Genomic DNA, 26,467 nt, shown 5'->3' with positions numbered 1-26,467 from the left:
ACCGCCGACCGCCGACCGCCGACCGCCGACCGCCGACCGCCGACCGCCGACCGCCGACCGCCGACCGCCGACCGCCGACCGCCGACCGCCGACCGCCGACCGAACAGCGTACGGGTGTCCGTGCCATGCCCCTGGGCACCCGTACCGCCCCAGTAAGAAGGAGGTACCCATGAGCCGCACCGTCATCCGCGGTGGCCTGGTCATCACCGCGTCCGACGAGCTCCACGCCGACGTCCTCGTCGAGGGCGGGCGCATCGCCGCACTCGCCGCCCACGGCACCGATGCCGCGGAGTCCTGGACCGCCGACCGCACCATCGACGCCACCGGCAAGTACGTCATCCCGGGCGGCGTCGACGCGCACACCCATATGGAGATGCCGTTCGGCGGCACGTACGCCGCCGACACCTTCGAGACCGGCACCCGGGCCGCCGCCTGGGGCGGGACCACCACCATCGTGGACTTCGCGATCCAGAGCGTGGGGAAGTCCCTGCGCCAAGGGCTCGACGACTGGTACGCCAAGGCCGACGGCAACTGTGCCATCGACTACGGCTTCCACATGATCCTCGCGGACGTGAACCCGTCCTCGCTCAAGGAGATGGACCGGCTCGTCGCCGAAGGCGTCACCTCGTTCAAGCTGTTCATGGCGTATCCGGGCGTCTTCTACTCCGACGACGGCCAGATCCTGCGCGCCATGCAGCAGGCCTCCGGCAACGGTGGCCTGATCATGATGCACGCGGAGAACGGCATCGCCATCGACGTCCTGGTCGAACAGGCGCTCGCCGAGGGCCGCACCGATCCCCGCTACCACGGAGACGTCCGCAAGGTCGCCCTGGAGGCCGAGGCCACCCACCGCGCGATCCAGCTCGCCCGGGTCGCCGGCTCGCCGCTCTACGTCGTCCATGTCTCCGCCGACGAGGCCGTGGCGGAGATCGCCGCCGCCCGCCACAAGGGGCTGCCGGTCTTCGGTGAGACCTGTCCGCAGTACCTGTTCCTCTCCACGGACAACCTCGCCGAGCCCGACTTCGAGGGCGCCAAATACGTCTGCTCCACCCCGCTGCGCCCCAAGGAGCACCAGGAGATCCTGTGGCGGGGCCTGCGGAACAACGAGCTCCAGGTCGTCTCCACCGACCACTGCCCCTTCTGCTTCTCCGGCCAGAAGGAGATGGGCCGGGGCGACTTCTCCAAGATCCCCAACGGTATGCCGGGCGTCGAGCACCGTATGGACCTGCTGCACCAGGCCGTCGTGGACGGCCACATCACCCGCCGCCGCTGGATCGAGATCGCCTGCGCCTCCCCGGCCCGGATGTTCGGCCTCTACCCGAAGAAGGGCACCATCGCCCCGGGAGCCGACGCGGACATCGTCATCTACGACCCGCACGCGGAGCAGACCCTCTCCGCCGGGACGCACCACATGAACGTCGACTACTCGGCGTACGAGGGCAAGCGGATCACCGGCCAGGTCGAGACCGTGCTCTCACGCGGTGTCCCGGTGATCGCGGACCGCGCGTATGCCGGGCACGCGGGGCACGGGGTCTATCTGCCGCGCGGCACCTGCCAGTTCGCGGGCTGAGCTGTTGCGATGCAGCCGTCGGCGCTGTCCTGACGTTCCGGCGTCACCCATGGAGTGGCCTGTTCCGGTTGCCCGGCCGCTCTAGTCGCGCTCAAGTGCCGATGAGTCTCATGGATCTTCCCGGGGCCCTGTGCGGGTCCCGGCCTCCAGGGGATGGCAACGCGACAGATGGGATCACCGATGACAGAAGCAGCCGCCTCCGCCGCCCCGCCGCCGAAGGCGGGGCGACGGCAATGGATCGGTCTGGCGGTACTGGCGCTTCCGGCCATGCTCATTTCGATGGACATGACCGTCCTGTACCTGGCGGTACCGGAGCTCAGCGCCGATCTCGCCCCCAGCAGCTCCGAGCTGCTGTGGATCCTCGACATCTACGCCTTCCTGGTGGCCGGGTTCCTCATCACCATGGGCAGCCTCGGTGACCGCATCGGACGCCGACGGCTCCTGCTGATCGGCGCCACCGCCTTCGGTATCGCCTCCGTGGTGGCGGCGTACTCGAACACCGCCGAGATGCTCATCGCCGCGCGCGCCCTGCTCGGTATCGCCGGCGCCACCCTGATGCCCTCCACGCTGGCCCTGATCCGGAACATGTTCCACGATCCGGCGCAGCGGGCCAGCGCCATCGCCGTATGGATGACGGCCTTCATGGTCGGTATGTCCATCGGCCCCCTGGTCGGCGGGGCGTTCCTCACCAACTTCTGGTGGGGCTCGGTCTTCCTCATGGCCGTGCCCGCCATGGTGCTGCTCCTGGTGACGGCCCCGCTGCTGCTGCCCGAGTACAAGGACCCCGCCCCGGGCCGGCTCGACCTGTGGAGCCTGGTGCTCTCCGTCGGTGCCATGATCACGCTGGTGTACGGCGTGAAGGAGCTCGCCAAGGACGGCATCGCCGTCGAGCCGCTGATCCACGTCGCCGTCGGCGCGGCCCTCGCCGTCGTGTTCATCCTGCGTCAGCGCTCGCTGGAGACGCCCCTGCTGGACCTCAAGCTCTTCAGCAACCGGAAGTTCAGCGCCTCGCTGGCGACCATGACCCTCGTGCTGTTCGCCATGGCCGGGATGTTCCTGTTCATGGCCCAGTACCTCCAGCTGATCCTCGGCATGTCCCCGTTCGAGGCGGGTCTGTGGACCCTGCCGCAGACGGCGGCCATGATGGTCGTCGGCGCGGTCACCCCGGCCCTGATCAAGAAGTACCGGCCGGCCTACGTCATGGCCGCGGGTCTCGTCGTCGGCGTGATCGGCTGCTCCCTCTACACCCAGCTCGACGGCGGCCAGCTGGCCCTGCTGGTGACGGGCAACGTCATCTTCGCCCTCGGTATCGGGCCGATGACCATCATGGGCACGGACATGATCCTCGGCGCCGTACCGGCCGAGCGGGCGGGCGTCGCCTCCGCCATGTCCGAGACGAACCAGGAGTTCGGCACCGCGCTCGGCGTCGCCGTCCTCGGCTCCATCGGCACCAGCGTCTACCGCAGCGATCTGGCCGAGCGGATGCCCGCCGGGATCGACGCGCAGAGCGCGGAGATGGCGAGGGACACCCTCGGCGCGGCCCTCGCCGTCGCCGACCGGCTGCCGGGCGCCACCGGCGACGCGCTGACGGACGCGGCGCGCTCCGCGTTCACGCACGGCCTGCACGTCAACGCCACCGTCAGCGCCGTGCTCATCGGGATCGCCGCGATCCTCGTCGCGGTGCTCCTCAAGCACGTTCGCCCGACCGCGGCGGACGGCGACACCGCGGGCTCCGGCGCACCGGACGGCGACACCGCCGCCGAGGAGCCGGGGGCGGCGGCCGACGGCGTACCGGCCGCTGTGGCCGCCACGGGTCCCCTGGCCGCCGCTCCGGTGAAGGAACAGCCGGTGGCGGACGGGGCCTCCCTGGGCCGGTGACGCCCTCCCGGCACCCAGGAGGCTCCCCCTCCGCCCACGCCTCGCGGTGAGAGCCGTACCCGGCCCCGGGGTACGGCTCTCACCGTGCGCGGCCACCGCGGCCCCACGCTGCTGGACCGCCCATGGGGTACGGCCCAGGCGAACACAAGGCGTTCGGCACGAACAGCTCCACCACCCTGCGCCACGCCGAGAACTACGCGGAGGACCGCGCGTGACCGACAGAGACCCGACCCGACCGGTGACCGTCATCAACCGGTTCGAGGTCAGGGGCGACCCGGCGGAGTTCGAGCGCGGGTTCTTCGCCCACAGCCAGTTCCTGCGCGGCAGGCCCGGATTCGACTTCCTGGTCACGGTCCGGCTCGTGGACCGGCCGCACGTCTACGTCCACCTGGCCCACTGGCAACGGCTGAGCGGCCTGCTCGACACCGTGCGCGACGACACCTTCACCCGGCACGTCCGCGAGCTGGGCCCCCTGGTGCGCACCGGGGCCGACCAGGCGCTCAGCATCGGCCGCACCCTCAGCGAGGACGCCGCCGTCGGTGACAGCACGGTCGTCCTGCTCTCCGCCGAGGTGCGCGAGGACCACGCGGGGTTCGATAAGGGGTACGCGGAACTCTCCCGGGCCTACGAGGAGGAGCGCGGCTTCGGCGGCAGCGACCTGCTCCGCTCGACCGTACGGCCCTTCCTGTACACGGGGGTGCTGTGGTGGCGCGACGAGGAGCACTGCGACCGGGCGCTCGGCTCCGCGAGGAGCCGCCGCATGCTCGCCGCGCTCGCCGCGTTCGCCGATGTCCGTCACGAGCGATGCCGCCACCTCGCGTACGAGCGGGTCGTGCGGGCTCCGGGCACGTGAACACCGGGGCGGCGGCGGACCGCTCGGAACGCACGGGCCCCGGGGGACGGTCGGGGAATCCAGCGTGTACGGGCCCCGGGGAACGGTCGGGGAATCCGGCGTGCACGGGCCCCGGGGGACGGTCAGGGAATCCAGCCGGCCTCCTCCGATATCCGGATGGCGTCGATCCGGTTGCGCGCGCCGAGCTTGGCCACGATGGCGGTGAGGTAGTTGAGGACGGTCCCCTTCGACAGGAACAGGCACCCGGCGATCTCCGCGGCGTCGGCGCCCCGGGCCGCGAGCCGGAGGACCTCCAGTTCCCGGGGCGAGAGCGGGTTCTGCGGCGAGTCCCAGGCGCTGAGCGCGAGCTGAGGGTCGATCACCCGGCGTCCGGCGGCCACCGACCGCACGGCGGCGGCGAGTTGCTGCGGCGGTGCGTCCTTCAGAAGGAAGCCCGTGACCTGGGCCGACAGTGCGCGGCGCAGCGTTCCGGGGCGGCCGAGACTGGTGAGGATGAGCGTGCGGCAGCTGGGCAACTGGTCGCGCAGGTCGGCTGCCGCGGTGAGGCCGTCCAGGCCCGGCAGGTCGATGTCGATGATGGCCACGTCCGGCGGGGAGGCGAGCGCCGCCTGCACGATGGTGTCACCCCGGTCCAGGGACGCCACGACCTGGAAATCAGGCTCCAGTTCGAGCAGCGCCACGAGCGCTCCCCGGATCATGTGCATGTCTTCGGCGATGAGTATTCTCACGCACGGCAATGCGTCCCTCCGGACTCTTCGCGCTTCTCGAACGGTTCGGCCCCGACGGCAACCCGGCGGCCGACGGGAAGGTCATCGTACGAACAGTCCTCGGCCGTCCGTGGCCGGATGGGTGCGTACGCCTCCAGATGGAAGCGGCCCGTCTCCCGCAGGCCGACGGTGAGTCCACCGCCGATCTCCGTGAAACGCTCCCGCAGGTTGTCCAGCCCGCTGCTGCGCGTGGTGCGGTCGGACGGCCTGGCCCCGGGCCTGCCGACACCGTCGTTGACCAGGCTCAGCAGGACCGTTTCCTCGTCCACGGTGGCCGAGATGCTGCACCGCCGTACCTTGCTGTGACGCAGGATGTTGGTCACGCCCTCGCGCAGAGCCGTGGCGAGCACCGTGTCGACGACCGGGTGCAGCCGCCCGCAGTCGATGGCCACATCGGCCTGGATGTCGGCCGCCGCCAGGATCGCCGCCGCCGCCGTCGCCTCGTCCCGCAGCGACATGTCCCGGTATCCGCTGGACACCAGCCGTACGTCGGCGAGCGCTTGGCGCGCCACGATCAGCAGCTCCTCCGTCTCGGCCCGGGCGTGCTCGGGGCGCGCCTCGATGATCCGGTGGACCAGCTCGCCCTTGAGCGCGATGGCCGAGAGGCTGTAGCCGAGCAGGTCGTGCAGATCGCGGGCGAACCGCAGCCGCTCCCGGCCGACCGCCATCCGGGCCAGCTCCTCCCGGGTCCGGTGGACCTCGTGGACCAGGTCGGTCAGGCGGCTGAGCCCGTAGATGACGATGCCGCAGAGCATCCCGGCGATCAGGTAGTAGGCCGCTTGGGTGACGGGGTGGCCGAGCGCCAGGGAGTAGGCCGGGATGCTCGCCACCACCACACCGAACAGCGGCCAGGCGACGACCGGCCTCAGGGTGAGCAGCACCGAGGCCGCCAGCGGGCCCTCCATGCTGCCCCAGGAGACGCCGTACCAGAACAGGGGCAGATAGGTGAGCGCGACCTGGAGACCCAGCACCCCGATCCGCCGCCGCAGCCCCCAGGACCGGGCGGAGGGTGCGGTGACGGCGAACTGGACGCCGAAGACCAGCAGGACCAGTCCGACGCAGACCGTGAGGCGCAGCGTGCTCGCGTCACCCCACCGCAGCACGTTCAGGATCGTCACCGTGGCGTAGCAGACCAGTGCGGCGACCGTGATGGAGCGGGCCAGCAGAGGGGCCGGGATGTCGGCCTGACGGCCCGTCTCTCCGGCAGAGGGAGCGGGCGGGGTACGGGTGCGGTCCGGCATCGAGTCTCCTGGCCCGGTCTCTGTGGGAGAACAGCATGCTAATGGCCGAGGAGCGCCACCAGCCACGGACGCCGGTGACCATCCGAATGCCGGACGAAGGGGAATGCGGGCTTCAACTCCACCTATCCACCTACGACGTCCCGCACTTCGGGACTCCTGGGGCGCGCTCTCACCGGGGCCCGGTGCCGCCTTCACCGACCGGGCATGACATTTTCATGTTCCTCTTCATGATTCGCTCACTGGGGCGACGGGCGTCGCGGATGCGAGGCTCGTGTGACGCCGAGCGCCGCACGTCAGGTGCTCGTGTGACGGGGTGCCGACGCAGAGGAGAGAACGGGCGATGGAGATCAAGGTACTGGGGCCGCTCACCGCCACGGAGCACGGCGTCTCCGTGGTCCCCACGGCGGGCAAGCCCCGTCAGATCCTCGCGTTGCTGGCCCTCCGGGCGGACCGGGTCGTCACCGTGCCCACGCTGATGGAGGAGATCTGGGGGGAGAGGATTCCCCGCAGTGCGATGACCACCCTCCAGACGTACATCCTCCAGCTGCGGCGCAAGCTGGCCACCGCCCTCGCGGGGGACCCGCACCGGCAGGCCAAGGAGGTGCTCGTCACCCAGCACGGCGGCTACCGGCTCCAGGTGCGGTCCGGCCGGGTCGACGCCCAGGAGTTCGTACGGCTCGCCGCCTCGGGGCGTGCCGCGCACCAGGCCGGCGACTACCGCTCCGCCTCCGAACTGCTGGGACGGGCAACGGAGTTGTGGCACGGTCCGGCGCTGGTCGACGTCCGCGCCGGCAGCGTCCTCGAACTGGAGGTGCTGGGTCTTGAGGAGAGCCGGATGGCCGCCCTGGAACGGCGTATCGACGCGGATCTGCACCTCGGCCGACACCGCGAGACCGTGCCCGAACTCCGGGTCCTGGTGGCCAGGAACCCCCTGCACGAGAACTTCTGCGCCCACCTCATGACCGCCCAGCACCGCGCGGGCAGTTCCTGGCGGGCCCTGGAGTCCTACCAGCGGCTGCGCACCACGCTCATCGACGAACTGGGCCTGGAGCCCTCGCCGCGCCTCCAGCGCCTGCACCAGGCCGTGCTCACCGCCGACCCGGCACTCGACCTGGAGGTCACGGCGGGCTGAGCCCTCCGCTCGGCCCGGCGCCGGGCTTGGAGGTCACTGCGGGCCGGACCCTCCCCTCGGCCCGGCGCCGGGCTTGGAGGTCACTGCGGGCCGGACCCCTCCCGTGGCGTAGTCGTCCGGCTCGACTTCCACCTCGTGCCGGACCACTGCGCCCCGCTCCGGGGCCCGGGCGGCTCACGGCCTGGTGGCCTCCGCTGCCTCGCGGCGTCCTCTCCGGGGCCGGTCGGGGGAGCGGTCGGTGAGGAAGTCCACCAGCAGCTCGTTCACCTCCTCGGGGCGCTCCAGGTAGCCGAAGTGCCCCGTTTCCGCGAGCACTTCGCAGCGGGCCCGCGGGATGGCCCCGGCGACTTCCACGCCGAGGTGCGGCGGGGAGAGCCGGTCGTCGGCGAAGGCGAGTACCAGGGTGGGAGCGGTGATCCAGCCCAGTTCGGAGACGCTGTCGGGGAAATGGGTCAGCGCGGCCTCGAACTGCCGCCGCACTCCTGCCGACGGTGTCGGGGGCGCCATGCTCAGCATGGCGAGCCAGTCCTCGGCGGCGACCTCGTCGCGCAGGCTCGCGGGGGAGAGGTTGGCGAGCGCGCCCAGTGCCACCGACACCTCCGGGGGCAGGGCCAGGCCCTGTTGCTGGACCGCGATCTGGGCGTGCGCGAAGGTGGTCAGAGCGGCGTCGGACCGCCCTCTGGTCGCCAGCAGCGCGAGCCGGTCGACCAGCTCCGGCCGGGTCATCGCCAGCCGCTGGGCCATCCGGGCGCCGAGGGAGGTGCCGACCACGTGTGCGCTGCCGCCCGCGACCTGCTCGATGACGGCGGCGAGGTCGTCGGTGAGATCGGCGAGGGTGAACCCCTCGGGGCACTCCGAGCTGCCGCCCACTCCCCGGTTGTCGAAGGTGATCACCCGGAACCCGGCCGCGGCCAGCGCCGGTACCTGGTACGGGCGCCACACCCTCCCCGGGGAGCCCGCGCCCATGACCAGGACGACCGGCTCACCACTGCCGGTCTCCTCGTAGGCAAGGGTGATGCCGCCCGCGTCGATGGTTCCGCTCATTCCTCGTTCCTTTCCTGTTGCCGGGAGGCCCGGGCCAGAACGGCCAGGGCCCGCACCCAGTACCGGGCCAGCTCCTCGATGTCGGCGGTTGCCACGACCTCGGGGTCGTGGCGCCAGGCCGCCTCGAACTCCGGCCCGTCCGGGCCCGGATGCACCGCTGTGATGAGCTCCAGGGCGAAGGCCTGCCGGAGCTCGGGTTCGCTGTCCTCGGGGAACTCCCGGACCAGCGCCTCATCGGCGACCGCGGTCCATGGGCGCTTCCCCGCGCCGTCCGGGGCCACGCGGTCGATACGGCCCAGATAGCTGAAGAGGATGTCCGGCCCGGCCTCGCCCGCCGTCAGGACCGGCGGGTGGTCGAAGCCGCCGTGCGGTACGGCGTCCAGCTCCTCGCGTACGGAGGACAGCAGGCGCAGCGCCTGCGACGGGTCGCGCTCGGCGTGCTCCAGGGTGGTGCGCCGCGCGGCGCGGTCGATCACCAGGGGGTGGAGCACGTTGAACCAGCCGACGGTGCGGGAGGTGTCCACCGTCCGGCCGTCCCGCGCCGCGAGATAGGGCTCGATCAGCTCGTCGCGGCGGCCGTGCCCCTCCCGGACCAGAGCCAGACCGGTGCTGGTGCCGACGTCGGTGCCGGTGGAGCGGGCTGCCCGCCAGGTCGCCTCCGCCAGTGCCGTGGCGGCGAGCAGCGCCGCCTCGGGAGCGGCGGCCAGGTGGCGCAGCAGGACCGCTGTCGCGTCCGCCTCCGCGCGGACCCGGTGGGAGCGCAGCGAACCCCGTGTGCCGGTGGGGGGCCAGGGTGCGGCCGGTGCGAGCCGGAGCGCCCCGGCCACCGCCTTCCGGACGCCCTGCCAGTACTGCTCCTGCCGGGCCGCCTCCGGGCCCTGGGCACGGCGGGCCAGCCCTCGGGACCAGGCCGCCATGGAGGTGTGCTCGGGCGGAACGTCGATCACGACGGGCTCGCCGCCGCCGTCCCTGCCGTCGTCCCTGTCGTCGGTGGCGTCGGCGGCGGCAGCCAGGTCCGCGAGGATGATCTGCCAGGAGACGAGGTCCGCCGCGGCGTGGTGGACGGCGAGGAACAGCAGGTCCCGCCCCGTGCGGTTCTCCCGCAGCAGCACGCCTGCCAGCATGGCGCCGCCCGCCGGGTCCAGCCGGTCCCAGGCGCGGCGGGCCGCGGCGAGCACCGCGGGAGGCGTCAGTTCCTCGTGGACCTCCTCGGTGAGCATCGCCGGTGGCTCGCCGCCCGGCGCGGCCCCGGACGCGGCCCCGGACGCGGCTCCGGGCGCGCGGTTCACCAGTCGCAAGCGCCCGTCCGCCCCGGTGACCGCGCGGGCCGACAGCTGCGGATGCGCGCGGCGTACCGCGTCGAGCAGCGCCTCGGCCCGGTCCAGGCCGAGTCCCGGTGGCAGGGCGATCAGCTGCGAGAGCGCGAAGCGGCGGTGGTCGCCCAGCCCGTGCAGCCAGTCCAGGACCGGGGTGGACACCTCCTGGACGGCCTCGTCCCCGGTGGCCGCCTCAAGGGGCTCGGCCTGGGCCGGGGTGGCGTCGATCACCCGGGCGAGCTGGGCGATGGTGCGGTGCACCATCACCTGGCGCGGAGTGCAGGGCAGCCCTGCCCGGCGCAGCTCGCCGACGAGGGAGATGGTGGCGATGCTGTCCAGGCCGTGGTGGAAGAGGTCCTCCTCGCAGCCGAGCTCCGGAGCCTCCAGCAGGGCCCGTGCCGCCCGGTGGACGGCCCGTTCGGTGGCGGTACGGGGCGGCCGGGCGGTGCCGTCGGCCGCCTGGTCACCGGTGGGCCTGGGCAGCGCCCTCAGGTCGGTCTTGCCGTTGACGGTCAGCGGAATGCGGTCCAGCACGGTGACGCGCGCGGGGATCAGGTAGGCGGGCACCCGCCCGGCCAGCTCGTCGCGGAGAGCCACCGGGTCCAGGGACCGGCCCGTCTCCCCGAGTGTGCGGGAGGCGACCACGTACGCGGCCAGGGCCTTTCCCTGTCCGCTCGCGAACGGGACGACGACGGCCTTGGCCACATCGTCGCTCGCCTCCAGCGCGGCCACCACCTCGGCGAGTTCCACCCGGTAGCCGCGGATCTTCACCTGCTCGTCCGCGCGCCCCAGGAAGATCAGCCGCCCGGCCGCGTCGCGCCGCACCACGTCCCCGGTGCGGTAGAGCCGCTCCCCGGTCTCCGGATCGGGGACGAACCGCTCGGCGGTCAGCGCGGGGCGGGACTCGTAGCAGCGCGCAACCTGGGACCCGCCCAGATACAGCTCGCCCCGGGTGCCCAGGGGTACGGGCTGCAGATCGGGCCCCAGGACCAGGGCGCGGGAGCCCGGGGCGGGCCTGCCGATGGCGGGTTCCTCCCCCGCCCGCACACGGGCGTTGACGGCTTCGACCGTGATCTCGGTGGGGCCGTAGAAGTTGTGGACGCGGGTGTCCCGCAGTCCGGCGAGCGTGTCCCAGGTGGCGCGGGAGATCTCCTCCCCGCCGAGCGCCAGGATGCGCAGCGGGCAGTGGCCGTCCTCGATCAGCCCGGCCTCGGACAGCCGGGCGAGCATCGATGGTGAGGTGTCCAGCATGTCCACTCCACGCTCGCGGATGCCGTGGACCAGCCGCGCCGGGTCGTGCTGGTCCTCCTCGTCGAAGAGCTCCAGGGTGTGTCCGCTGAGCAGGGCCAGCTGAGGCTGCCAGGCGGCGTCGAAGGCGAAGGACCAGGAGTGCCCGACCCGCAGCGGCTTCGAGGTCTCCTCGGTCACCGGGCCGTAGATCTCGGCCCGGTGGGCGTGCAGCAGCGTGGCCAGCCCCCGGTGGGTGGCCACCACGCCCTTGGGCTCGCCGGTGGATCCCGAGGTGAAGACGACGTGGACGGCCTGGTCCGGGTGGGTGCCGCCGGGGAGCGGTGCGGCGGCTCCGGGAGCGTCGGCGTCACCGGGGGTGCCGGGGGCGCAGCGCGGGCCGGTCCACCAGTCCTGCTGCCCGGGCAGGGCGATCAGCAGGCGGGCGCGGGAGAGTCGCGCGATGGTGATGTTGCGGTCGGTGGGGGCGGCCAGGTCGAGCGGTACGAGCGTGCCACCGGCCTTGAGTACGGCGAGGAGCGCGGCCAGGTAGTCCCGGGTGCGCGGCAGGGCGACCGCGACCCGGGTCTCCGGGCCGACGCCGAGGGCGCGCAGCCGCCGGGCCAGGGCGTTGGACCAGCGGTCGAGCTCGCGGTACCGGACCTCGGACCGGCGGTCGCGGACGGCGACCCGGTCGGGATGCCGGGCGGCGGCCCGCTCGAACTCCCGGTGCACCCCGTGGTCCGTCTCCCGGTCCACCCCGTGGTCCGTGCCCTCTTCAGGTGGTCCGGCCGGCTCGGGGAGGCGGGGGCCGTCGGCCAGACGGGCCAGTTCGGCCTGTTCCCCCGGGAGGAGGATGTCCAGATCCCGGTGGGTGCGGGAGGGGTCGGCGGCGATGTCCTGCACGATCTGGAGGAAGCGTTCGGCCAGCCGGCCCGGGTCGAGCCCGCCGAGGAGGGCGTCGATGTGGTCGACGTTGACGTAGAGCCGGTCGTCCAGCAGGAACGGCACGACGGTCAGCGGATAGTGTGTGTAACTGTCCATCGAGACCGGCGACATGTTCACCCCGCCGCCGAGCCGCAGAGTGTCCCGGGCAGCTCCCTTGGGCGTGTTGTGGAAGATCATCAGGGTGTCGAAGAGGTCGCCACAGCCGTTCGCGCGCTGGATCTCGCTGAGCCCGGTGTAGCCGTGGGACCGCTGCCGGGCGGCGTCGCGCTGGATCCGCCGGCACAGCTCGATCAGCGGTTCGCCGGGGTCGAGGGTGACACGGGCGGGGATGGTGTTGATGAACAGCCCGATGGCGGACTCGATCTGCGGTACCTCCTCGGGCCGGCCGGAGACCGTGACGCCGAACACGATGTCCTCACGCCCCGTCAGCCGGTTGAGCAGGACGGCCCAGGCGGCCTGGGCGACGGTGTTGACGGTGAGGTTGGCCGCGCGCACCCGGGACAGCAGCGTCTCCAGGGGCGGCCCCTGGATGGAGCGCATGGTGAGGGCCGCCCGGTGCGGCTCGCCGTCCACCCGGGTGCGGGAGGCCACGACGGTCGGCTCGCCGACTCCGCTCAGGGTCCGCGCCCACTCGGCGAGCGACGCCGCGCCGTCCTGACGGCGCAGCCAGCCGATGTACTCCCGGTAGGCGGGATGGGGCGTGACCGGCTCGGGGCTGTCCTCGGAGTAGGCCGTGGCGAGGTCGTTCCAGAAGACGGGCACCGACCACCCGTCGATCACGATGTGGTGGAAGACGCAGAGCAGCCGGTGGTGTCCCGACCCGAGCCGGGCGAGGGTCACGCGCAGCGGCGGTCCGGCGGTGAGGTCGAACGGGGCCTCGCGCTCGTCCTCGACGTGCGCGTCGAACTCCTCGGGCGTCATCCGGACGACGCGCCAGGGCACGTCGACGGTCGCGGGCACGAGCTGTACCGGGTGGGGCAGGTCCTTGTCCCAGAAGCTGGCCATCAGCTGAGGGTGGCGGGTGAGCACGGTGCGCAGCGCGCGGTGCAGCCGCTCGGTGTCCAGCGGGCCGTGGAAGTCGGTCAGGACGGCGATGGCGTAGCCGTCGGCCTCGGGCCCTGCTTCCGGCCCGGCGGTGCGGGGGTGGTCGTGGTGGAGGCGGTTGAGTGAGTACAGCCCGTGCTGGAGTGGGCCGAGCGCAAGGATTTCGGCTATGTCGTGCCTGCCGGTGAAGGACACCGCGGGTTCCTCGTCGTTCGCTGGGGCGGTGGGTCGTCGTCTTCGGGCGGGAGGGGGCGGGTTCCGCCCCCTCCCGGCGTGTCATCCCGCGCTGTCGGCGGCCATCGCCTCCCGCAGGCTGCGGGGGCGCATGTCGGTCCAGGTGTTCTCGATGAACTCCAGGACCTCCGCGCGGGTGGCCTCGCCGTGGACGGACCGCCAGCCCGGCGGGATCTCGCGGAAGGCGGGCCACAGGGCGTACTGCTCCTCGTCGTTGACCACCGCGTGGAAGCGGCCGTTGTCGTCGTCGAAGGGGTTGGTGCTCATGGGGTGACTCCGTTCTCGGTTGGGGTGGGGGTCGGGGTTCCGGGCCGGGGCCGGGGTTCCGGGCCGGCCGGAAGGGGGGAGAGGCAGGCTCATCCGGCGCCGGTGAGATGCCAGGCGGCGGCCTCGCGGCGGCGGTCGACGAAGCGGCTGTAGACGCCGCCGAGCCGCAGGAGTTCCTCGTGGGTGCCGGACTCGGTGATCCGGCCCCCGTCCAGCACCAGAATCCGGTCGGCGCCCTCGACGGTCTCCAGCCGGTGGGCGACCACCAGCACCGTACGGTCGGCGGCGAGCCGGGTGACGGCCTGCTGGACCAGCCGCTCGTTCACGGCGTCGAGTGAGGAGGTGACCTCGTCCAGCAGCACGATCGGGGCGTCCTTGAGCAGGGCACGGGCGATCGAGACCCGCTGCCGCTCGCCTCCGGAGAGGGTGGCCCCGCCCTCTCCGACGCGGGTGCCGAGCCCGTCCGGCAACCGGTCGGCGATCTCGTCGACGCGGGCCAGCCGGACCACCCGGTCCAGCTCGTCGGGGCCGGCACCGGGCCGGGCACGCAGGATGTTCTCGGCGATGGACTCCTCGAAGAGGTACGGGTGCTGGGAGACCAGGGCGATCCGGCTCAGCAGCCGCTCCGTGCCCAGTTCGCGTACGTCCCGGTCGCCGACGAGCACCGTGCCGCTGTCCGGGTCGTGGAAGCGGGCGATCAGGGAGAGCACGGTGGACTTCCCGGCGCCCGAGGGCCCGACCAGCGCGGTCAGCGTGCCGGGTTCGGCGCGGAAGGACAGCGAGTGCAGGACCGGGCGGTCCGGGGTGTAGCCGAAGCCCACCTCACGGAACTCCACGGACGGCGGCCCGGAGGCAGCGGGCCGCTCGGGCTCCGGCAGCGGCGGGGTGTCCAGCAGCTCGCGGAAGCGCCGCAGCCCCACGGCGGCGATGCGCAGGCCGCCCGCGACCTCGGCCACGGCCGTCAGAGGCTCCACGAAACGTACGGCCAGCACCATCACGGCGATCAGTACCGCGATGTCACCCCCACCGCCGAGGGCGAGCATGACGGTGAGGGCCAGCACCGCGGTGAGCACCGTCTGCAGGGCCAGGAAAAGCGGCGCGGTGGCCGCCGAGTTGCCCAGGACCATGGTCCGGGCACCCGCGTCCTGGTCGGTGAGGGCCCGGTCCAGGGGAGCAGCGCCACCGCCGTAGGCCCGTAGCACCGGCTGCTGTCGCGCGTATTCCAGGACCCGTTCGGAGGCGCGGTTGGTGCCGGCCTCCCAGGTGTCCTCGACGCGCTCGATGACCCGGAGGTAGAGACGGTAGGCGAGCAGCGGCAGCGGGGCGCCGAGCAGCAGGGCGAGCCCGATCTGCCATTGCACGGCCAGGGTGACGACGATGATGGTCGCCGGGGTGGCCACCGCCGCCACCACCGGGGCCACCAGGTGGGCGGGGGCGGTGGCCACGTCGACGGCGGTCTTGGTGACCAGCCGGTTGACGGTCGCCGCGCGTCCTTCGGCGAACCATCCCAGCGGGATGCGGGTCAGCGTCTCTCCCAGCCGGGCGTGGAGCAGCCGCAGCAGGGCGCTGGAGAGCTCCCCGGCGTGGCGGTGGTTGCGCAGCATCACCGCGTGGTGGACCAGCACCAGGCCGGCCAGGACCGCGGCCCAGGTCCACACCGCGTCCCAGTCGTCGGTGAACAGCGCGCCGAGCAGCGGGATGAGGGTGCAGCCGGCAAGCCCCTGGAGGACGGCCGCCGCACCGACGCGGATCAGCAGGGCCCGCAGCCGACGGCGGCCCGCCGGGTCGAGCAGGGCGAACAGGGAGCGGATCATCGGTGCGACAGCTCGCTTTCGGTGGTGTCGTCGGGCCGCTGGGGCTCTTCGCCGCCCTGGTGGGCGGCCCACAGGGCGGAGTAGCGGGTGCCCCTCGCCAACAGCTCCTCATGGGTGCCCTGTTCGACGACGCGGCCGCCGTCGAGCACCGCGATGGTGTCGGCACCGCGCACCGTGTGCAGCCGGTGGGCGATCACCAGGAGGGTCCGGCCCGTGCTGAGCGCACTGAGCGCCTGCTGGATGGCCGCCTCGCTGTCGGGGTCCACCGCCGAGGTGGCCTCGTCGAGGACGAGCAGCGGCCGGTCGGCGAGGATGGCGCGGGCGATGGCGATGCGCTGGCACTCGCCGCCGGAGAGGACGGCGTCGTCGCCGATGACGGAGTCCAGACCCCGGGGGAGGCGTTCGATCACCTCGGTGAGCCGTGCCGCGGAGGCCGCGCGCAGGACCTCGGTGTCGTCGGCGCCGGGGCGGGCCAGCCGGATGTTGTCCCGTACGGAGACACGTAGCGGCGTCGTGTCCTGGAAGACGAAGCCGATGTGGGCGTAGAGGTCTTCGAAGGAGAGGGCGCGCAGGTCGGTGCCGCCCAGGGTGATCCGTCCCGCGGACGGGTCGTGGAAGCGGGCGGCCAGCTTGGCGAGGGTCGACTTGCCCGACCCGGAGGCACCGACGAGGGCGGTCATGGTTCCGGGGCGGAGCGTCAGGTCGATGCCGCGCAGGGCGGCGTGGTCGCCGTAGTCGAAGTCCACGGACTCCAGGCACAGGGCGGCGTCGGCGTCCGGTGCGGTCGCGGGCTCGGCCGGTGCGGGGAGCGTGGGCTCGGCGAGGATCTCCCGGACCCGGTCGGCGGCGCCCCGGGCCGCGAGCAGGGCGTGGTAGTTGAAGCCGACGGCGAGCACCGGCGCGGGGATCGCCAGCCCCAGGACGACGAAGGGCAGCAGCTCCAACGGGCCGCCGAGGTACCCGGAGTGCACCAGGGCGCCCCCGGCGAGCACCGTGGTCAGCAGCAGGGTCATCGGCGAGAGGGCCAGTTCCATGAAGGTCGCCCCGGCGGAACTGGAGCGCATCCAGTCCCGGTGGCGGTCGTCGAAGTCCTCGGCGGCCTCCCGGTAGGCGTCGTGGGCCCGGCCGAGGGTGCCGAACGTCTTGACCTCGGTGATGCCGTCGGTGAACTGCACGGCGACGGACCCGAGGCGTGCCTGCGAGCCCGCGTACTCGATGAGCTTCTGCGTGGTGCCCCGGGTGGCGATCCTGAGGCCGAGCAGGCCGGCCGCCACCGGGACCAGGGTGATGACGGTCATCAGCGGGTCGGACAGCAGCAGGTAGCCGACGATCACGGCCGGTACCACCAGCGCGGTGGTCAGCTCGGTGACCGAGTGCGCCACCAGGTGGTGCAGGGCACCGACGTCGTCCTGGACGGCCTTCTTCACCAGGCCGGAGTTGCGCCGGGTGAACCAGCCCAGCGGCACCCGGCCCAGGTGGCCGACGACCCTGCGGCGGAGCAGGGACCCCAGCCGTACATCGGCCAGGTGGGAGACGGTGGAGGCGCACAGCAGCAGCACCAGCCGCAGGGCCAGCGCGCCAGCGGCGACGGCGACGGCGGTCCATGCCGCGCCCTCGTCGATGGGGTCCCCGGTGAGGCCGGGCAGCAGGATCCGGGCGAGTTCCACCAGACAGACCAGCGGTACGACGGAGGCCACGGCGGCCACCGCCGAGCACAGCGCGGTGAGGACGAGCCGGCCCAGGACGGGACGCAGCAGGGCACCCAGAGTGGTGGGTGCGGGAGTCGGGTCGGGGGTCGGCACGGTCACTGGGCGGCTCCGTCCTGCTGGACCGGGCCCGGGCGGGCGCCGGTGTCGTGCGGCCCGCGGAAGGCCAAGGTGATCAGGACCAGGGCCAGTGCCGAGGTGATGGCGGTGGCGGCGGGCAGCCAGCCGGCGTCGGCGTGGGCGACGATCACGCCGCCGAGGGCACCGCCGGCGGCTATGCCGAGGTAACCGAAGCTGGTGTTGAGGGCGAGGGCCTGCGCGGTGAGGTCCCCCGCCACCTCGTGCAACCGGGTCTGTACGGCGGGTGCGCTGAGATAGGCGGTGACGCCCCACAGGACGATCAGCGCGAGCACCACGGCAGGCGGCACGGGGCGCAGCAGCCAGAGCGACGCGAGAGCGAGCATCAGCAGGGTGAAGACGCCCAGGCCCCAGCGGATGGTGCGGTCGGGGCCGAGCCGGTCGGTGGCGTAGCCGCCCATGAAGACACCGACGGTGCCCGCCACCCCGAGCGCGGCGAAGGCGAAGGCGCGTACGCCGTCCGGCTCGGTCAGCACTCCTTCCAGGAAGGGGACCAGGTAGGTGAGCAGCATGACGGAGCCCATGATGGCCAGGCCGCCGCCGGACAGGGCCAGGAGGATGGGACGGGCGGTGAGTGCCCGCAGCTGCCGGCGGACGGACAGCGGCGGCTTGGGCGCGGTGGCGGGCAGCGTGACGGCCACCAGCACCAGGCACACCGCGCCGCAGGCCGCCATCGCCCCGAAGGTGGCCTGCCAGCCCCAGGAGGTGCCGATCCAGCTTCCGAGCGGGACGCCGAAGGCGATGGAGCCGGTGACCCCGACGGCGAGCGCGGACAGGTAGCGCCCGCGCCGGGCCTCAGGGGCGAGTTCGACGGTGACGGCGAAGATCAGCGGAGTGGCGGCGGCCGCTGCCAGGGCGGCGGCGACCCGCAGCGCGGCCATCGCGGCGTAGTGGTCGACGGCCGTCGCGGCGAGGTTGGCGAGGGTGAACACGGCGAGGGCCGCGAGCACCACGGTCCGGCGCGCGGTGGATGCCAGCAGCAGACCGGCCACGGGAGTGACGACCGCGATGGTGAGGGAGAAGACCGTCACCAGTTGGCCGGCCATCGCCTCGGAGACGGAGAGGCCGGCCGCGATCTCGGGCAGGATGCCCGCGATCACATGGTCGTCCGTGTAGAAGGTGAATATGGTCAGGAAGAGCACGGGGAGCCACAGCGGGATCGCCGCGCTCTTCCTTTTCGTCGTGTCGATGGCCATCGCCGGCTGATCGTCTCCTCGGCCTGTCGTATCGGCTGGTGGCGCGGTGCCCCCGTGGCCACGGGGGCACCGCGTGTCCGCTGCGGCGCAGCGGCTCCCGGAGTCAGGACTTGGTGGCCTTCACATAGGCGGCCCAGATGTCCTGGATGTTGTCGGCGGAGCTGAGCTCGCCCTTGCCGGAGGCGAGCGTGCGCAGGTCGTGGGCGGAGGCGTAGAAGGCGAAGCCGGACATGCCGAACCACACGTCGGCGTCCGGGGTGACGACCTTTCCGGTGGCGGTGAAGGCCGGGTTGTCGGTCAGCGCGTCCGGGGTGTAGAACTCGCCGCGCGGGATGACGATGAGCTCGGCGTCCTGCTCCGGCAGGTACTCCTTCGACAGCGGAACCGAGTACCCCTCCGCCTTCTTCTGCTGGAAGGCGGGGCGGGTGAAGCCGGCCTCCGCGATCAGCGTGGAGATGGGCACGTGCGGCGGCATGGTGAAGTCGTTGGCGCCGAAGGAGTTGCCCAGCAGGGAGAGGGTGCGCTTGCCCTTCACCGCGTCCGCGGCGGTGCCCAGCACGGTCTCGGCCGCGGTGATCTGGAGCTTGCCGACCTCCTCCTTTCCGAAGAAGCCGGCGGTCCGCCGTACGATCTCGCGCCACTCGCCCTCGATGGGCAGAACGACGGTGGGGGCCAGTCGGCTGAGGCTCTTGTAGTTCTGCCCGGTGGCCCCGGCCGCGCCGGTACCGACCAGCAGGTCGGGCGTGTCCTCCGTGAGCTCTTCCAGCTCGGGTGTCTTGCCGACCTCGATCTTGCGCAGTTCCACGTCGTTGGCGGTGAGGATCTCCTGCGCACGCGGCTGCGCGCTGGCCAGGTAGACCGCGTCGGGCTTGATGCCGAAGGAGAGCAGGGTCAGTCCGGCGACCTCGTCGAGGGCGATGACCGCCTTCGGCTCGGTGGGCACCTTCACGGTGCCGAGGTCGTGGGTGATCTCGCGGAGGGCCGGGGCTGCCTGGCCCTTGGCAGCCTTGGCGGGCGCGGGGGTATCGGTGCCACAGGCGGTCAGCAGGATCGGAAGGGCGGCCAGCGCAACTGCGGCGAAGGCTCGGCGAGTTCTCATTCTGGGGTTCTTCACTTTCGTCGTGGTGCGTTGCCGCGGAGCGCGGCAAGAGGTTTTCCGCGGTTGAGTCGGTTGAGTCGGTTGAGTCGGTTGAGTCGGTTGAGTTTGTTGGCGGTTGGCGGTTGGCGGTTGGCGGTTGGCGGTTGGCGGTTGTGCGGTCAGGCCCGGGCGCCGGCGTTGCCGAGCATCCGGTTGACCCGTTGGGCCAGTGGTCTGGGGAGCCGGGACACCACCGCGATGAAGATCTTGTTGCGCGGTCCCGGCAGCGAGAACGTCCGACCGCGCGCCGCGTCCGCGAGACACCGGTCGACGACGTCGCCCGGATCCATCCACCAGCCTTCGGAGACCTTGCGGACATCGATTCCGGCACGGGCGTGGAACTCGGTGCGGACGAAGCCCGGGCACAGCACCATCACCTGTGTCCCGGTCCCCCGCAGGGCCTCGCTCAGCCCCAGGGAGAAGTACCGGGTCCACGCCTTGGAGGCGGCGTAGGTGGATCCCCTGCCCGGAATCAGGCCGGTGATGGAGGACAGGTTGACCACGGTGCCGCCGCTGCCCTTGAGCATGGTCCGTACGGCGGCGTGGGTGAATTCCTGAGGCGCCGTCACATTGACGGCGAGCTGGTCCGCCAGGGCCTCCCGGTCCAGCTCCCAGAAGCTCCCCGAAACACCGAAGCCCGCGCCGTTGACCAGAAAGTCCACCCCCTCCTCGATGCGCTCGGCGACCTTCCGCCGGTCGGCGGCGGCCGTGAGGTCGGCGACGAGCACGGCGCACTTCGCCCCGTGGCGCTCCTCGGCCCGCCGGGCGACCTCCGCCAGCCGCCCGGCGTCGCGGGCGACCAGGACCAGATCGTGTCCGTCCCGTGCCAGCCGGTCGGCGAAGGCCGCTCCGAGACCCGAGCTGGCCCCGGTGATCAGGGCGAGCGGCCGGGTCCCGCGTGCCGCGGGCGCCGGGTCAGTCGCCGGCATGGGAGCCCTCCTCCAGATAGGCGTCCAGGTCGTCGTCGGTCATCGTGGAGACCTCCCGGTACAGCTCGGCGATCTCCGCCAGCCGGCCGGGGTCCTCCTCCGTACGGCGCAGATGGGCGGCGAACTCGTCGGCGCTGCGGGTGGCGAAGATGCCGCCGGGGCGGATCCGCGCACCGGCCAGCACTTCCCGGAGCTCCACCACCACACGGGAGACGGACAGGGAGTCGCCGCCCAGCGCGAAGAAGTTGTCCTCGGGGCCGACCGGTACGCCGTCCAGATGGCGCGACCAGATCTCACGGACCAGCCACCGCAGGGCGTCCTCCGGTTCCGCCGGGGTCCCCTCCGGGGCGGCGGCGGAACCGGCCCGGTCCTGCTCCTCCTCGTACCGGCGTGCCAGCGCCTCGCGGTCCACCTTCCCGTTGCGGGTGGTGGGCAGTGTGTCCACGACGATCACCCGCTGCGGGCGCAGGTGTGAGGGCAGTCCCCGCAAGGTCTCGGCCCGGACGGCTTCGGCCGCTTCGTGGTGGCCGGCGTCGCCGTCGACCACCACGAAGGCTGCCAGCCCCCGGACGGCGTGCCGCTCACCCGGCGGCAGGGTCAGCACGGCGGACCGCCGTACCCCGGGACAGCCGTTGAGGAAGGCGGCGAGCTCCCCGGGCTCGACCCGGTGACCACGGATCTGGACCTGGTCGTCCCTGCGGCCGATGAACTCGATGACGCCGTCGCGCCACCGGCCCAGGTCGCCGGTACGGAAGTAGGTCTCCCCGGTGGCCGGGTCCGTGCAGTGACGACGGCGGGCGTCCCGGGGGTCGGCCAGGTACCCGGGCGTCACCCCGATCCCGGAGACCAGCAGTTCGCCCGTCGCCCATTCCGGGCGGTCCGCCAGACCGTCGCCGACGACCCGGTAGCGGGTGCGGGAGATGGGGCGGCCGTAGGGGACCGTGGCCCACTCACCGGTATCGGCGTCCGGGTCGGGGACGGGGTGCCAGATGTTCCAGCCGGTGGTCTCGGTGGGGCCGCCGATGCTCACCGGCAGCACCTCGGGGGCGGCCCGGCGCAGTCGGCGCAGCACCGGCCGGGGCACCCAGTCGCCGCCGGTCAGGACCAGCCGCAGGGACTTCAGGGACTCGCCGGTTCCCGTACCGTCGAGCAGCATCTCCACCACGGCGGGTGCCGCGCACAGCGCCGTCACCCGGTGGCGGGCGACCGCCCGGGCCCACTCCTGCGGGTCGGTGGCGCAGCCCCGCCCGGCCAGGACGGCCGTGCCGCCGGAGCCCAGGACCACGAACAGGTCGAACAGCGACAGGTCGTGGTGGAGCGAGGCGAGGGCCAGTGAGGTGTCGGCGGCGGTCAGCCCGAAGGAATCGACGGTGTGCTCCACGCAGTTGGCCAGCCCGCCGAGGGTGATCGGTACGCCCTTGGGCTCGCCGGTCGACCCCGAGGTGAAGAGCACGTAGGCCAGATCCTCCGGCCCGCGCCCGTCGGCCGGAGGGGGGCTCGACGGCGGTGCGGCGTCCGGCCGCACCTCGGAGACGTCCACGGTCCGCACCCCTTCCGGTGCGGCGAGCGCGGCGGTCCGGGCGGTCGAGGCGTCGGTGATGACCAGGCGGACGCCGGCCCGGCGCAGGACCGCGGCGATACGGTCGGGCGGCAGGTCGTCGCCGAGGGGCAGATAGGGGTGTCCGGCCTCCAGCACACCGAGGCAGGCGGCGTACTGCCGCCAGCCGCGTTCCAGCAGCACCGCGACCGGCTCGGCCGGGGAGGCGGGACCGCCGCGCGCCGCGCCGACGGCCTCGGCCACGGTCCGGCGGGCGGCGGCGAGCCCGCCCCGGGTGACGGTGAGCTCGCCGTCGACGAGGGCGGGTGCGCCGGGGTCGGCTGCGGCCAGTTCGGCGATCGCGGTGTGCGGCCAGATACCGGTGGGCTCGCGGTGCGGCCCCCGGTCACGCTCCCCGGCCTGCTCCGCGGTGACGGCGGGGAGCGGCCGGGCCGACCAGGCGGCGCCGTCGCGGGCCAGTGCTTCCAACTGCCCGGTGAGCAGCCGGAAGACACCGTCCACCACGGGCACCGGGAACAGCTCCTCGACCACGTCCCAGTTGAGCACCAGGGCCCCCTCGCGCTCCCGCAGCAGCAGGTCCATCCAGACCTGCGGGGTCTGGCTGAGCGCGAAGGTCTCGTGGAGCCGGCCGTCGAGGATCCGGTCCACGCCGTCGCCGACGCCGAGTTCGCTGGTCATCACGACCGGGGCGAGCGCGCCGGTGACACCGCCCCGGCGGCGGATCAGCTCGCGGGTGACGTCCATGCCGCTGAAATGGCGGTGGTCCAGGTCGCTCACCAGCCGGTCGCGGATCCGGGCGGCGAGCTCCTCGAAGGAGGAGACCCCCGCGGTGTCGACCTCCAGCAGGGTGAAGGAGGCGAACTCGCCCAGGACGTCGTCCATCCGGGGGTGGACGGGGTGCCTGCTCATCTGCGGCACGTTGAGGACGAAGCGCGGCTCGTCGGCCCACTGGGCCAGTGCCCAGGCGTAGGCGGCCAGCACCACCGCCGTGGGGGTGAGCCCGCGTTCGGAGGCGGCCCGGGACACCCGGGACCACCTCTCCGCGCCGACGACATGGCGGCGGTTGACGAAGACGGGGGAGGTGCCGGACACGTCCGGGCCGCTGCGGCGCGGCAGCCGGGGGCCCTCGGGGAGCGAGCCGAGCCGTTCGGTCCAGTAGGCGGCGGCCCGCCGGTACTCCGGGGTCTCACGGATCCGGGCGACGGCGGTGACGTAGTCGCGGAAGGAGGGTGTCCCGGGGAGGGCGGCGGCCTCACCGCGCAGCGCGGCGCCCCAGGAGTCGAACAGCACCTGGACCCCGCGCGCGTCGGCCAGCAGCGCGTCGATGCTCACGCACATCCGCAGCCGTCCGCCCGGCAGCCGTACGAAGACCACGCTGAACAGCGGGAAGACGCCGGGCGGACGGGTCTCGTGGGAGAGCCGGTGGCGCACCCGATCGGCTGCCGAGGGGTCGGCGACCGCGTCCACCGTCTCGCAGCGGTAGGGCGGCACATCGGCGGCGGGGAGCACCCGCTGCGTCATGGTGTTCTCGTCGAAGACGGTACGCAGCATGTCGTGGGCCTCGATGACCTCGCGCAGCGCCCGCTCCGCGTCCTGGACGTTCAGGCCGTCGGGGTCGCCCGGGCCGGTCGCCTCGCGGCCCTCGTACTCCAGATAGAGGTGGCAGGCGACGCCACCGCCCTCGATGTCGCTGCCCCGGCCGATGAGGTAGGCCTGCTGCTGGTCGAGCAGGTCGAAGGGTTCGAAGCGCAGGTCGGGGCGTGCGACGAGGGTCAGCCCGCCGTCCTCCTCCCGGACTCCCCGGGCGCGGTCCTCCACCAGGGCGGCGAAGTTCCGCAGCCGCGGGTGGGCCGTGATGTCCCGGACGCCGATACGGACCCCGAAGCGTCCGCGCACGGCGGCGACGACCGCGATGGCGGCCAGCGAGCTGCCGCCCGCCTGGAAGAAGTCGTCGTCCGGGCCGGGCTCACCGGTCCCGATGGCCTCGGCCCAGATGCGGGCGATCTCCCCGACGGTCCCGCCCGCGTCGGCGAGAGCCGACGGCCGGGCGACGGACTCCGGTTCGGGCAGCGCGGCCTTGTCCACCTTGCCGCTGGGGGTCAGCGGCAGCGCGGTCAGCAGCACCACGGCGGACGGCACCAGATACGGGGGGAGCGCGGCGGCCAGCCGGTCGCGCAGCCGGTCGGCCAGGTCCGGGGCGGAACCGGCCGCCGGAACCACGTACGACACCAGCACCTTGGCACCACCGGCGGTCGTACGGGCCGCCGTTGCGGCGTTCGCCACCTCCGGGGCGTCCAGCAGACGGGCGGTGACCTCGTCCGGTTCCACCCGGTGGCCGCGGATCTTGGTCTGGAAGTCGGCCCGGGCGACATAGGAGAGCTGCCCGTCCGGCAGCAGCCGCACCAGGTCCCCGGTGCGGTACATACGGGAACCGGGGGGCCCGAACGGGTCGGCGACGTAACGTTCGGCGGTCATCGCCGCGCGGCCCAGGTAGCCACGGGAGAGCTGCCGGGCGGAGGCGTAGAGCTCCCCGACCGCACCCGCCGCCACCGGCCGCAGCTTTTCGTCGAGCACATACGCGGTACAGGTGTCGAGCAGCGGGCCGAGGCGTACAGGGCCGTGCGCATGGCCGCGCCCGCCCCGGGCCAGCGGGAAACCGGTGATGACATGGGTCTCGGTGGGGCCGTAGTGGTTGTGCAGGGTGACCCGGGGGTTGGCGTCCAGGAAGCGGGCGATCCAGTCGTTCATCACCAGCGGCTCACCGGACTGGTAGACGTGCCGCAGGTCGGGCAGCGCGGTGGCGGTCTCCCGCGCGGCGCGGCACACCTCCTGGAGCATCACCTGAGGGCAGAAGTACTCGGTGACGCGCTGCCGGGCCAGCAGCCGCACCAGCGCCTCGGGGTCGGTGCGCTCCTCGTCCTCCGGCAGCACCAGGCACTTTCCGGCGGCCAGGGCGGTGAGTATCTCCTGACTGGCCACATCGAAGTTGAGGCTGGCGAACTGCAGGACCCGGCCGTCCGCCTCGGCGGTGGCGGTACGGCCGTGCCAGTCCACCAGGTTGCCGATGGCGCCGACGGTGTGCACCACGGCCTTGGGAGTACCGGTCGATCCGGAGGTGTAGAGGACGTACAGGGCGTCGTCGGGCCCGGTCTGCGCCCACTGCTCGCCGGTCCCGGCCGCGCTCTCCTCCGTGGCGGAGTCCGGTGCGTCCACCGCGATGGTGGTGAGCTCCGGGTAGGCGGCCAGGGTGGAGCGGTTGCCCAGCACCGTCCGCACTCCGGAGTCCTCGGCCATGTAGCTGAGGCGGTGGCGCGGGTAGGCGGGGTCCAGCGGCAGGTAGGCGGCGCCGATACGGAGGATGGCGACGATCGCGACGACGGCGTCGGCCGAGCGGGGCAGCGCTACTCCGATGACGCTGCCGCGCCCCTGGCCGTGCCGCCGCAGCAGCCCGGCCAGCGCGGCGGAGCGTTCACCCAGCGTCCGGTAGTCCAGGCTGCTTTCGCCCCGGACGACGGCAGGGGCATCGGGCGTGCCCGCGATACGGCGGGCGATACGGACGGGCAGCGCGGTGCCGTCCGGCGAGGGCAGGGACTCGCCCCGGCCGATGCGCGCGGCCAGCCGGTCGGCGTCGGCGCGGGGGACGGCGGTGACGTCGTGGTCGACGACGGCGGTACGGACGCCGTCGTCCCCGGTGCGCACCTCGACGGCCAGCGGGTAGGCGTGCCGGGGGTCCTCGCTGTGCTCCTCGATGGTGACCGTACGGCCAGGACCCGCGGCGTCCTCGGGCAGGTCCAGGACCCAGGCCCGGTCCACCAGCAGCAGGGACCCGCCCTCGGGGTCGGGCGCGTGCGCGGTGTGCCAGGGCGCGTCGGCGGGGCCCTCAACGGCGTCGCGGACACTTCCCGGCGAGGCCGCCGACAGCAGGGCGGAGAGCCAGGGGCGCAGGCCCTCCTCCGGGATCCGGCCGGGTACGGCGGCCTGGACGCGGCGCCGGTCGGCGAACCTCGGGCGCGGCGCGGAACCGGCGTCGGAGCCGGTACGAGCGCCCTGGACCGCGTCCGGCGCCGGGGCGGGCGAGCCGTCCCGGAGTCCGGCGCACAGGGCGGCGGCCGCCGCGTACGGCAGGTGGGCGGTGGCCGCCGACCGGGGCGCGGCCAACGAGACCAGATGCGTCTCCCGGGGCTCCGCGGGACCGGCGGGCATCCGCGCGACGCGCAGCGTCCAGTCGCGGTCCGGGCGGGACAGCGCGTCGTGCCACTGCTCCCGCTGCAACTCCCGGAAGGCGGCCAGGGCGGCCGCGGGTTCCTTCCCGGAGAGGTCGGCGGTGGCGGCGTACGCGGCGGGGCGGCCGTCCCCGTCAGGGGCGGTCGCCCAGCGCCCGGCGGGCAGTTCGCCCCGGATCCGCAGCACCAGGTGGGCTATCGGCATCCCCATGGTCACTCCGCCTCCGAACGATGACGTGACACA

At 73.1% G+C, this 26,467-nt stretch carries 15 protein-coding genes; 4 read left to right on the top strand and 11 right to left on the bottom strand.

The window, feature by feature from the left end; translation table 11 throughout:
• The first annotated feature begins 169 nt into the window (after positions 1-169).
• The 3 genes from hydA to ACFW9Z_RS31655 all read left to right on the top strand — a co-directional run bounded on the left by hydA (position 170) and on the right by ACFW9Z_RS31655 (position 4,301).
• Positions 170-1,570, top strand: a complete 1,401-nt coding sequence (hydA, locus tag ACFW9Z_RS31665; RefSeq protein WP_384646158.1) for a dihydropyrimidinase — start codon at positions 170-172, stop codon at positions 1,568-1,570.
• 180 nt (positions 1,571-1,750) lie between these two features.
• Complete coding sequence (locus ACFW9Z_RS31660; protein WP_384646156.1) at positions 1,751-3,448, top strand: MFS transporter; 1,698 nt, start codon at positions 1,751-1,753, stop codon at positions 3,446-3,448.
• Positions 3,449-3,659: 211 nt separating this feature from the next.
• Positions 3,660-4,301: a hypothetical protein gene (locus tag ACFW9Z_RS31655; RefSeq protein ID WP_384646154.1), complete on the top strand. Its 642-nt coding sequence runs from the start codon at positions 3,660-3,662 to the stop codon at positions 4,299-4,301.
• A gap of 122 nt (positions 4,302-4,423) precedes the next feature.
• Here the strand turns inward: ACFW9Z_RS31655 and ACFW9Z_RS31650 are convergent, their stop codons facing one another.
• Together ACFW9Z_RS31650 and ACFW9Z_RS31645 are read right to left on the bottom strand one after the other, a co-directional pair.
• Positions 4,424-5,038 carry a DNA-binding response regulator gene (locus ACFW9Z_RS31650; RefSeq protein WP_384646152.1) on the bottom strand — a complete coding sequence of 205 codons (615 nt, stop codon included), beginning with the start codon at positions 5,036-5,038 and terminating at the stop codon, positions 4,424-4,426.
• Positions 5,026-6,309: a sensor histidine kinase gene (locus tag ACFW9Z_RS31645; RefSeq protein WP_384646149.1), complete on the bottom strand. Its 1,284-nt coding sequence runs from the start codon at positions 6,307-6,309 to the stop codon at positions 5,026-5,028. The genes ACFW9Z_RS31650 and ACFW9Z_RS31645 overlap by 13 nt, the downstream gene beginning before the upstream one ends.
• A gap of 340 nt (positions 6,310-6,649) precedes the next feature.
• On the opposite strand from ACFW9Z_RS31645, the gene ACFW9Z_RS31640 reads away from it, so the two are divergent.
• Complete coding sequence (locus ACFW9Z_RS31640) at positions 6,650-7,441, top strand: BTAD domain-containing putative transcriptional regulator (RefSeq protein ID WP_384646146.1); 792 nt, start codon at positions 6,650-6,652, stop codon at positions 7,439-7,441.
• A gap of 174 nt (positions 7,442-7,615) precedes the next feature.
• On the opposite strand, the gene ACFW9Z_RS31635 is transcribed toward ACFW9Z_RS31640, so the two are convergent.
• From ACFW9Z_RS31635 to ACFW9Z_RS31595, 9 genes are all read right to left on the bottom strand, one after another.
• Positions 7,616-8,485 (bottom strand): alpha/beta fold hydrolase, encoded by an 870-nt coding sequence (locus ACFW9Z_RS31635; RefSeq protein ID WP_384646143.1) that lies wholly within the window; start codon positions 8,483-8,485, stop codon positions 7,616-7,618.
• Positions 8,482-13,215, bottom strand: coding sequence for an amino acid adenylation domain-containing protein (locus tag ACFW9Z_RS31630; protein ID WP_384646141.1), 4,734 nt, complete (start codon positions 13,213-13,215; stop codon positions 8,482-8,484). Before ACFW9Z_RS31630 ends, ACFW9Z_RS31635 begins: the two co-directional genes overlap by 4 nt.
• A gap of 81 nt (positions 13,216-13,296) precedes the next feature.
• Complete coding sequence (locus ACFW9Z_RS31625; protein ID WP_384646139.1) at positions 13,297-13,521, bottom strand: MbtH family protein; 225 nt, start codon at positions 13,519-13,521, stop codon at positions 13,297-13,299.
• Positions 13,522-13,610: 89 nt separating this feature from the next.
• The gene (locus tag ACFW9Z_RS31620; protein WP_384646137.1) at positions 13,611-15,335 is read right to left on the bottom strand and encodes an ABC transporter ATP-binding protein; all 1,725 of its coding nucleotides are present in this window, start codon (positions 15,333-15,335) and stop codon (positions 13,611-13,613) included.
• Positions 15,332-17,143, bottom strand: coding sequence for an ABC transporter ATP-binding protein (locus ACFW9Z_RS31615; protein ID WP_384646135.1), 1,812 nt, complete (start codon positions 17,141-17,143; stop codon positions 15,332-15,334). The genes ACFW9Z_RS31620 and ACFW9Z_RS31615 overlap by 4 nt, the downstream gene beginning before the upstream one ends.
• Positions 17,140-18,375 (bottom strand): MFS transporter, encoded by a 1,236-nt coding sequence (locus ACFW9Z_RS31610; RefSeq protein WP_384646133.1) that lies wholly within the window; start codon positions 18,373-18,375, stop codon positions 17,140-17,142. Before ACFW9Z_RS31610 ends, ACFW9Z_RS31615 begins: the two co-directional genes overlap by 4 nt.
• A gap of 103 nt (positions 18,376-18,478) precedes the next feature.
• Positions 18,479-19,474, bottom strand: coding sequence for an ABC transporter substrate-binding protein (locus ACFW9Z_RS31605; RefSeq protein ID WP_384646131.1), 996 nt, complete (start codon positions 19,472-19,474; stop codon positions 18,479-18,481).
• 158 nt (positions 19,475-19,632) lie between these two features.
• The gene (locus tag ACFW9Z_RS31600) at positions 19,633-20,442 is read right to left on the bottom strand and encodes an SDR family NAD(P)-dependent oxidoreductase (protein WP_384646129.1); all 810 of its coding nucleotides are present in this window, start codon (positions 20,440-20,442) and stop codon (positions 19,633-19,635) included.
• Entirely contained in the window at positions 20,429-26,434 is a 6,006-nt protein-coding gene (locus ACFW9Z_RS31595) for an amino acid adenylation domain-containing protein (protein WP_384646127.1), read from the bottom strand. Before ACFW9Z_RS31595 ends, ACFW9Z_RS31600 begins: the two co-directional genes overlap by 14 nt.
• Positions 26,435-26,467: the final 33 nt, after the last annotated feature.

It is taken from the genome of Streptomyces sp. NPDC059452, assembly GCF_042750035.1.
Lineage (GTDB): Bacteria > Actinomycetota > Actinomycetes > Streptomycetales > Streptomycetaceae > Streptomyces.
This window is presented reverse-complemented; position numbering and strand designations above follow the sequence as displayed.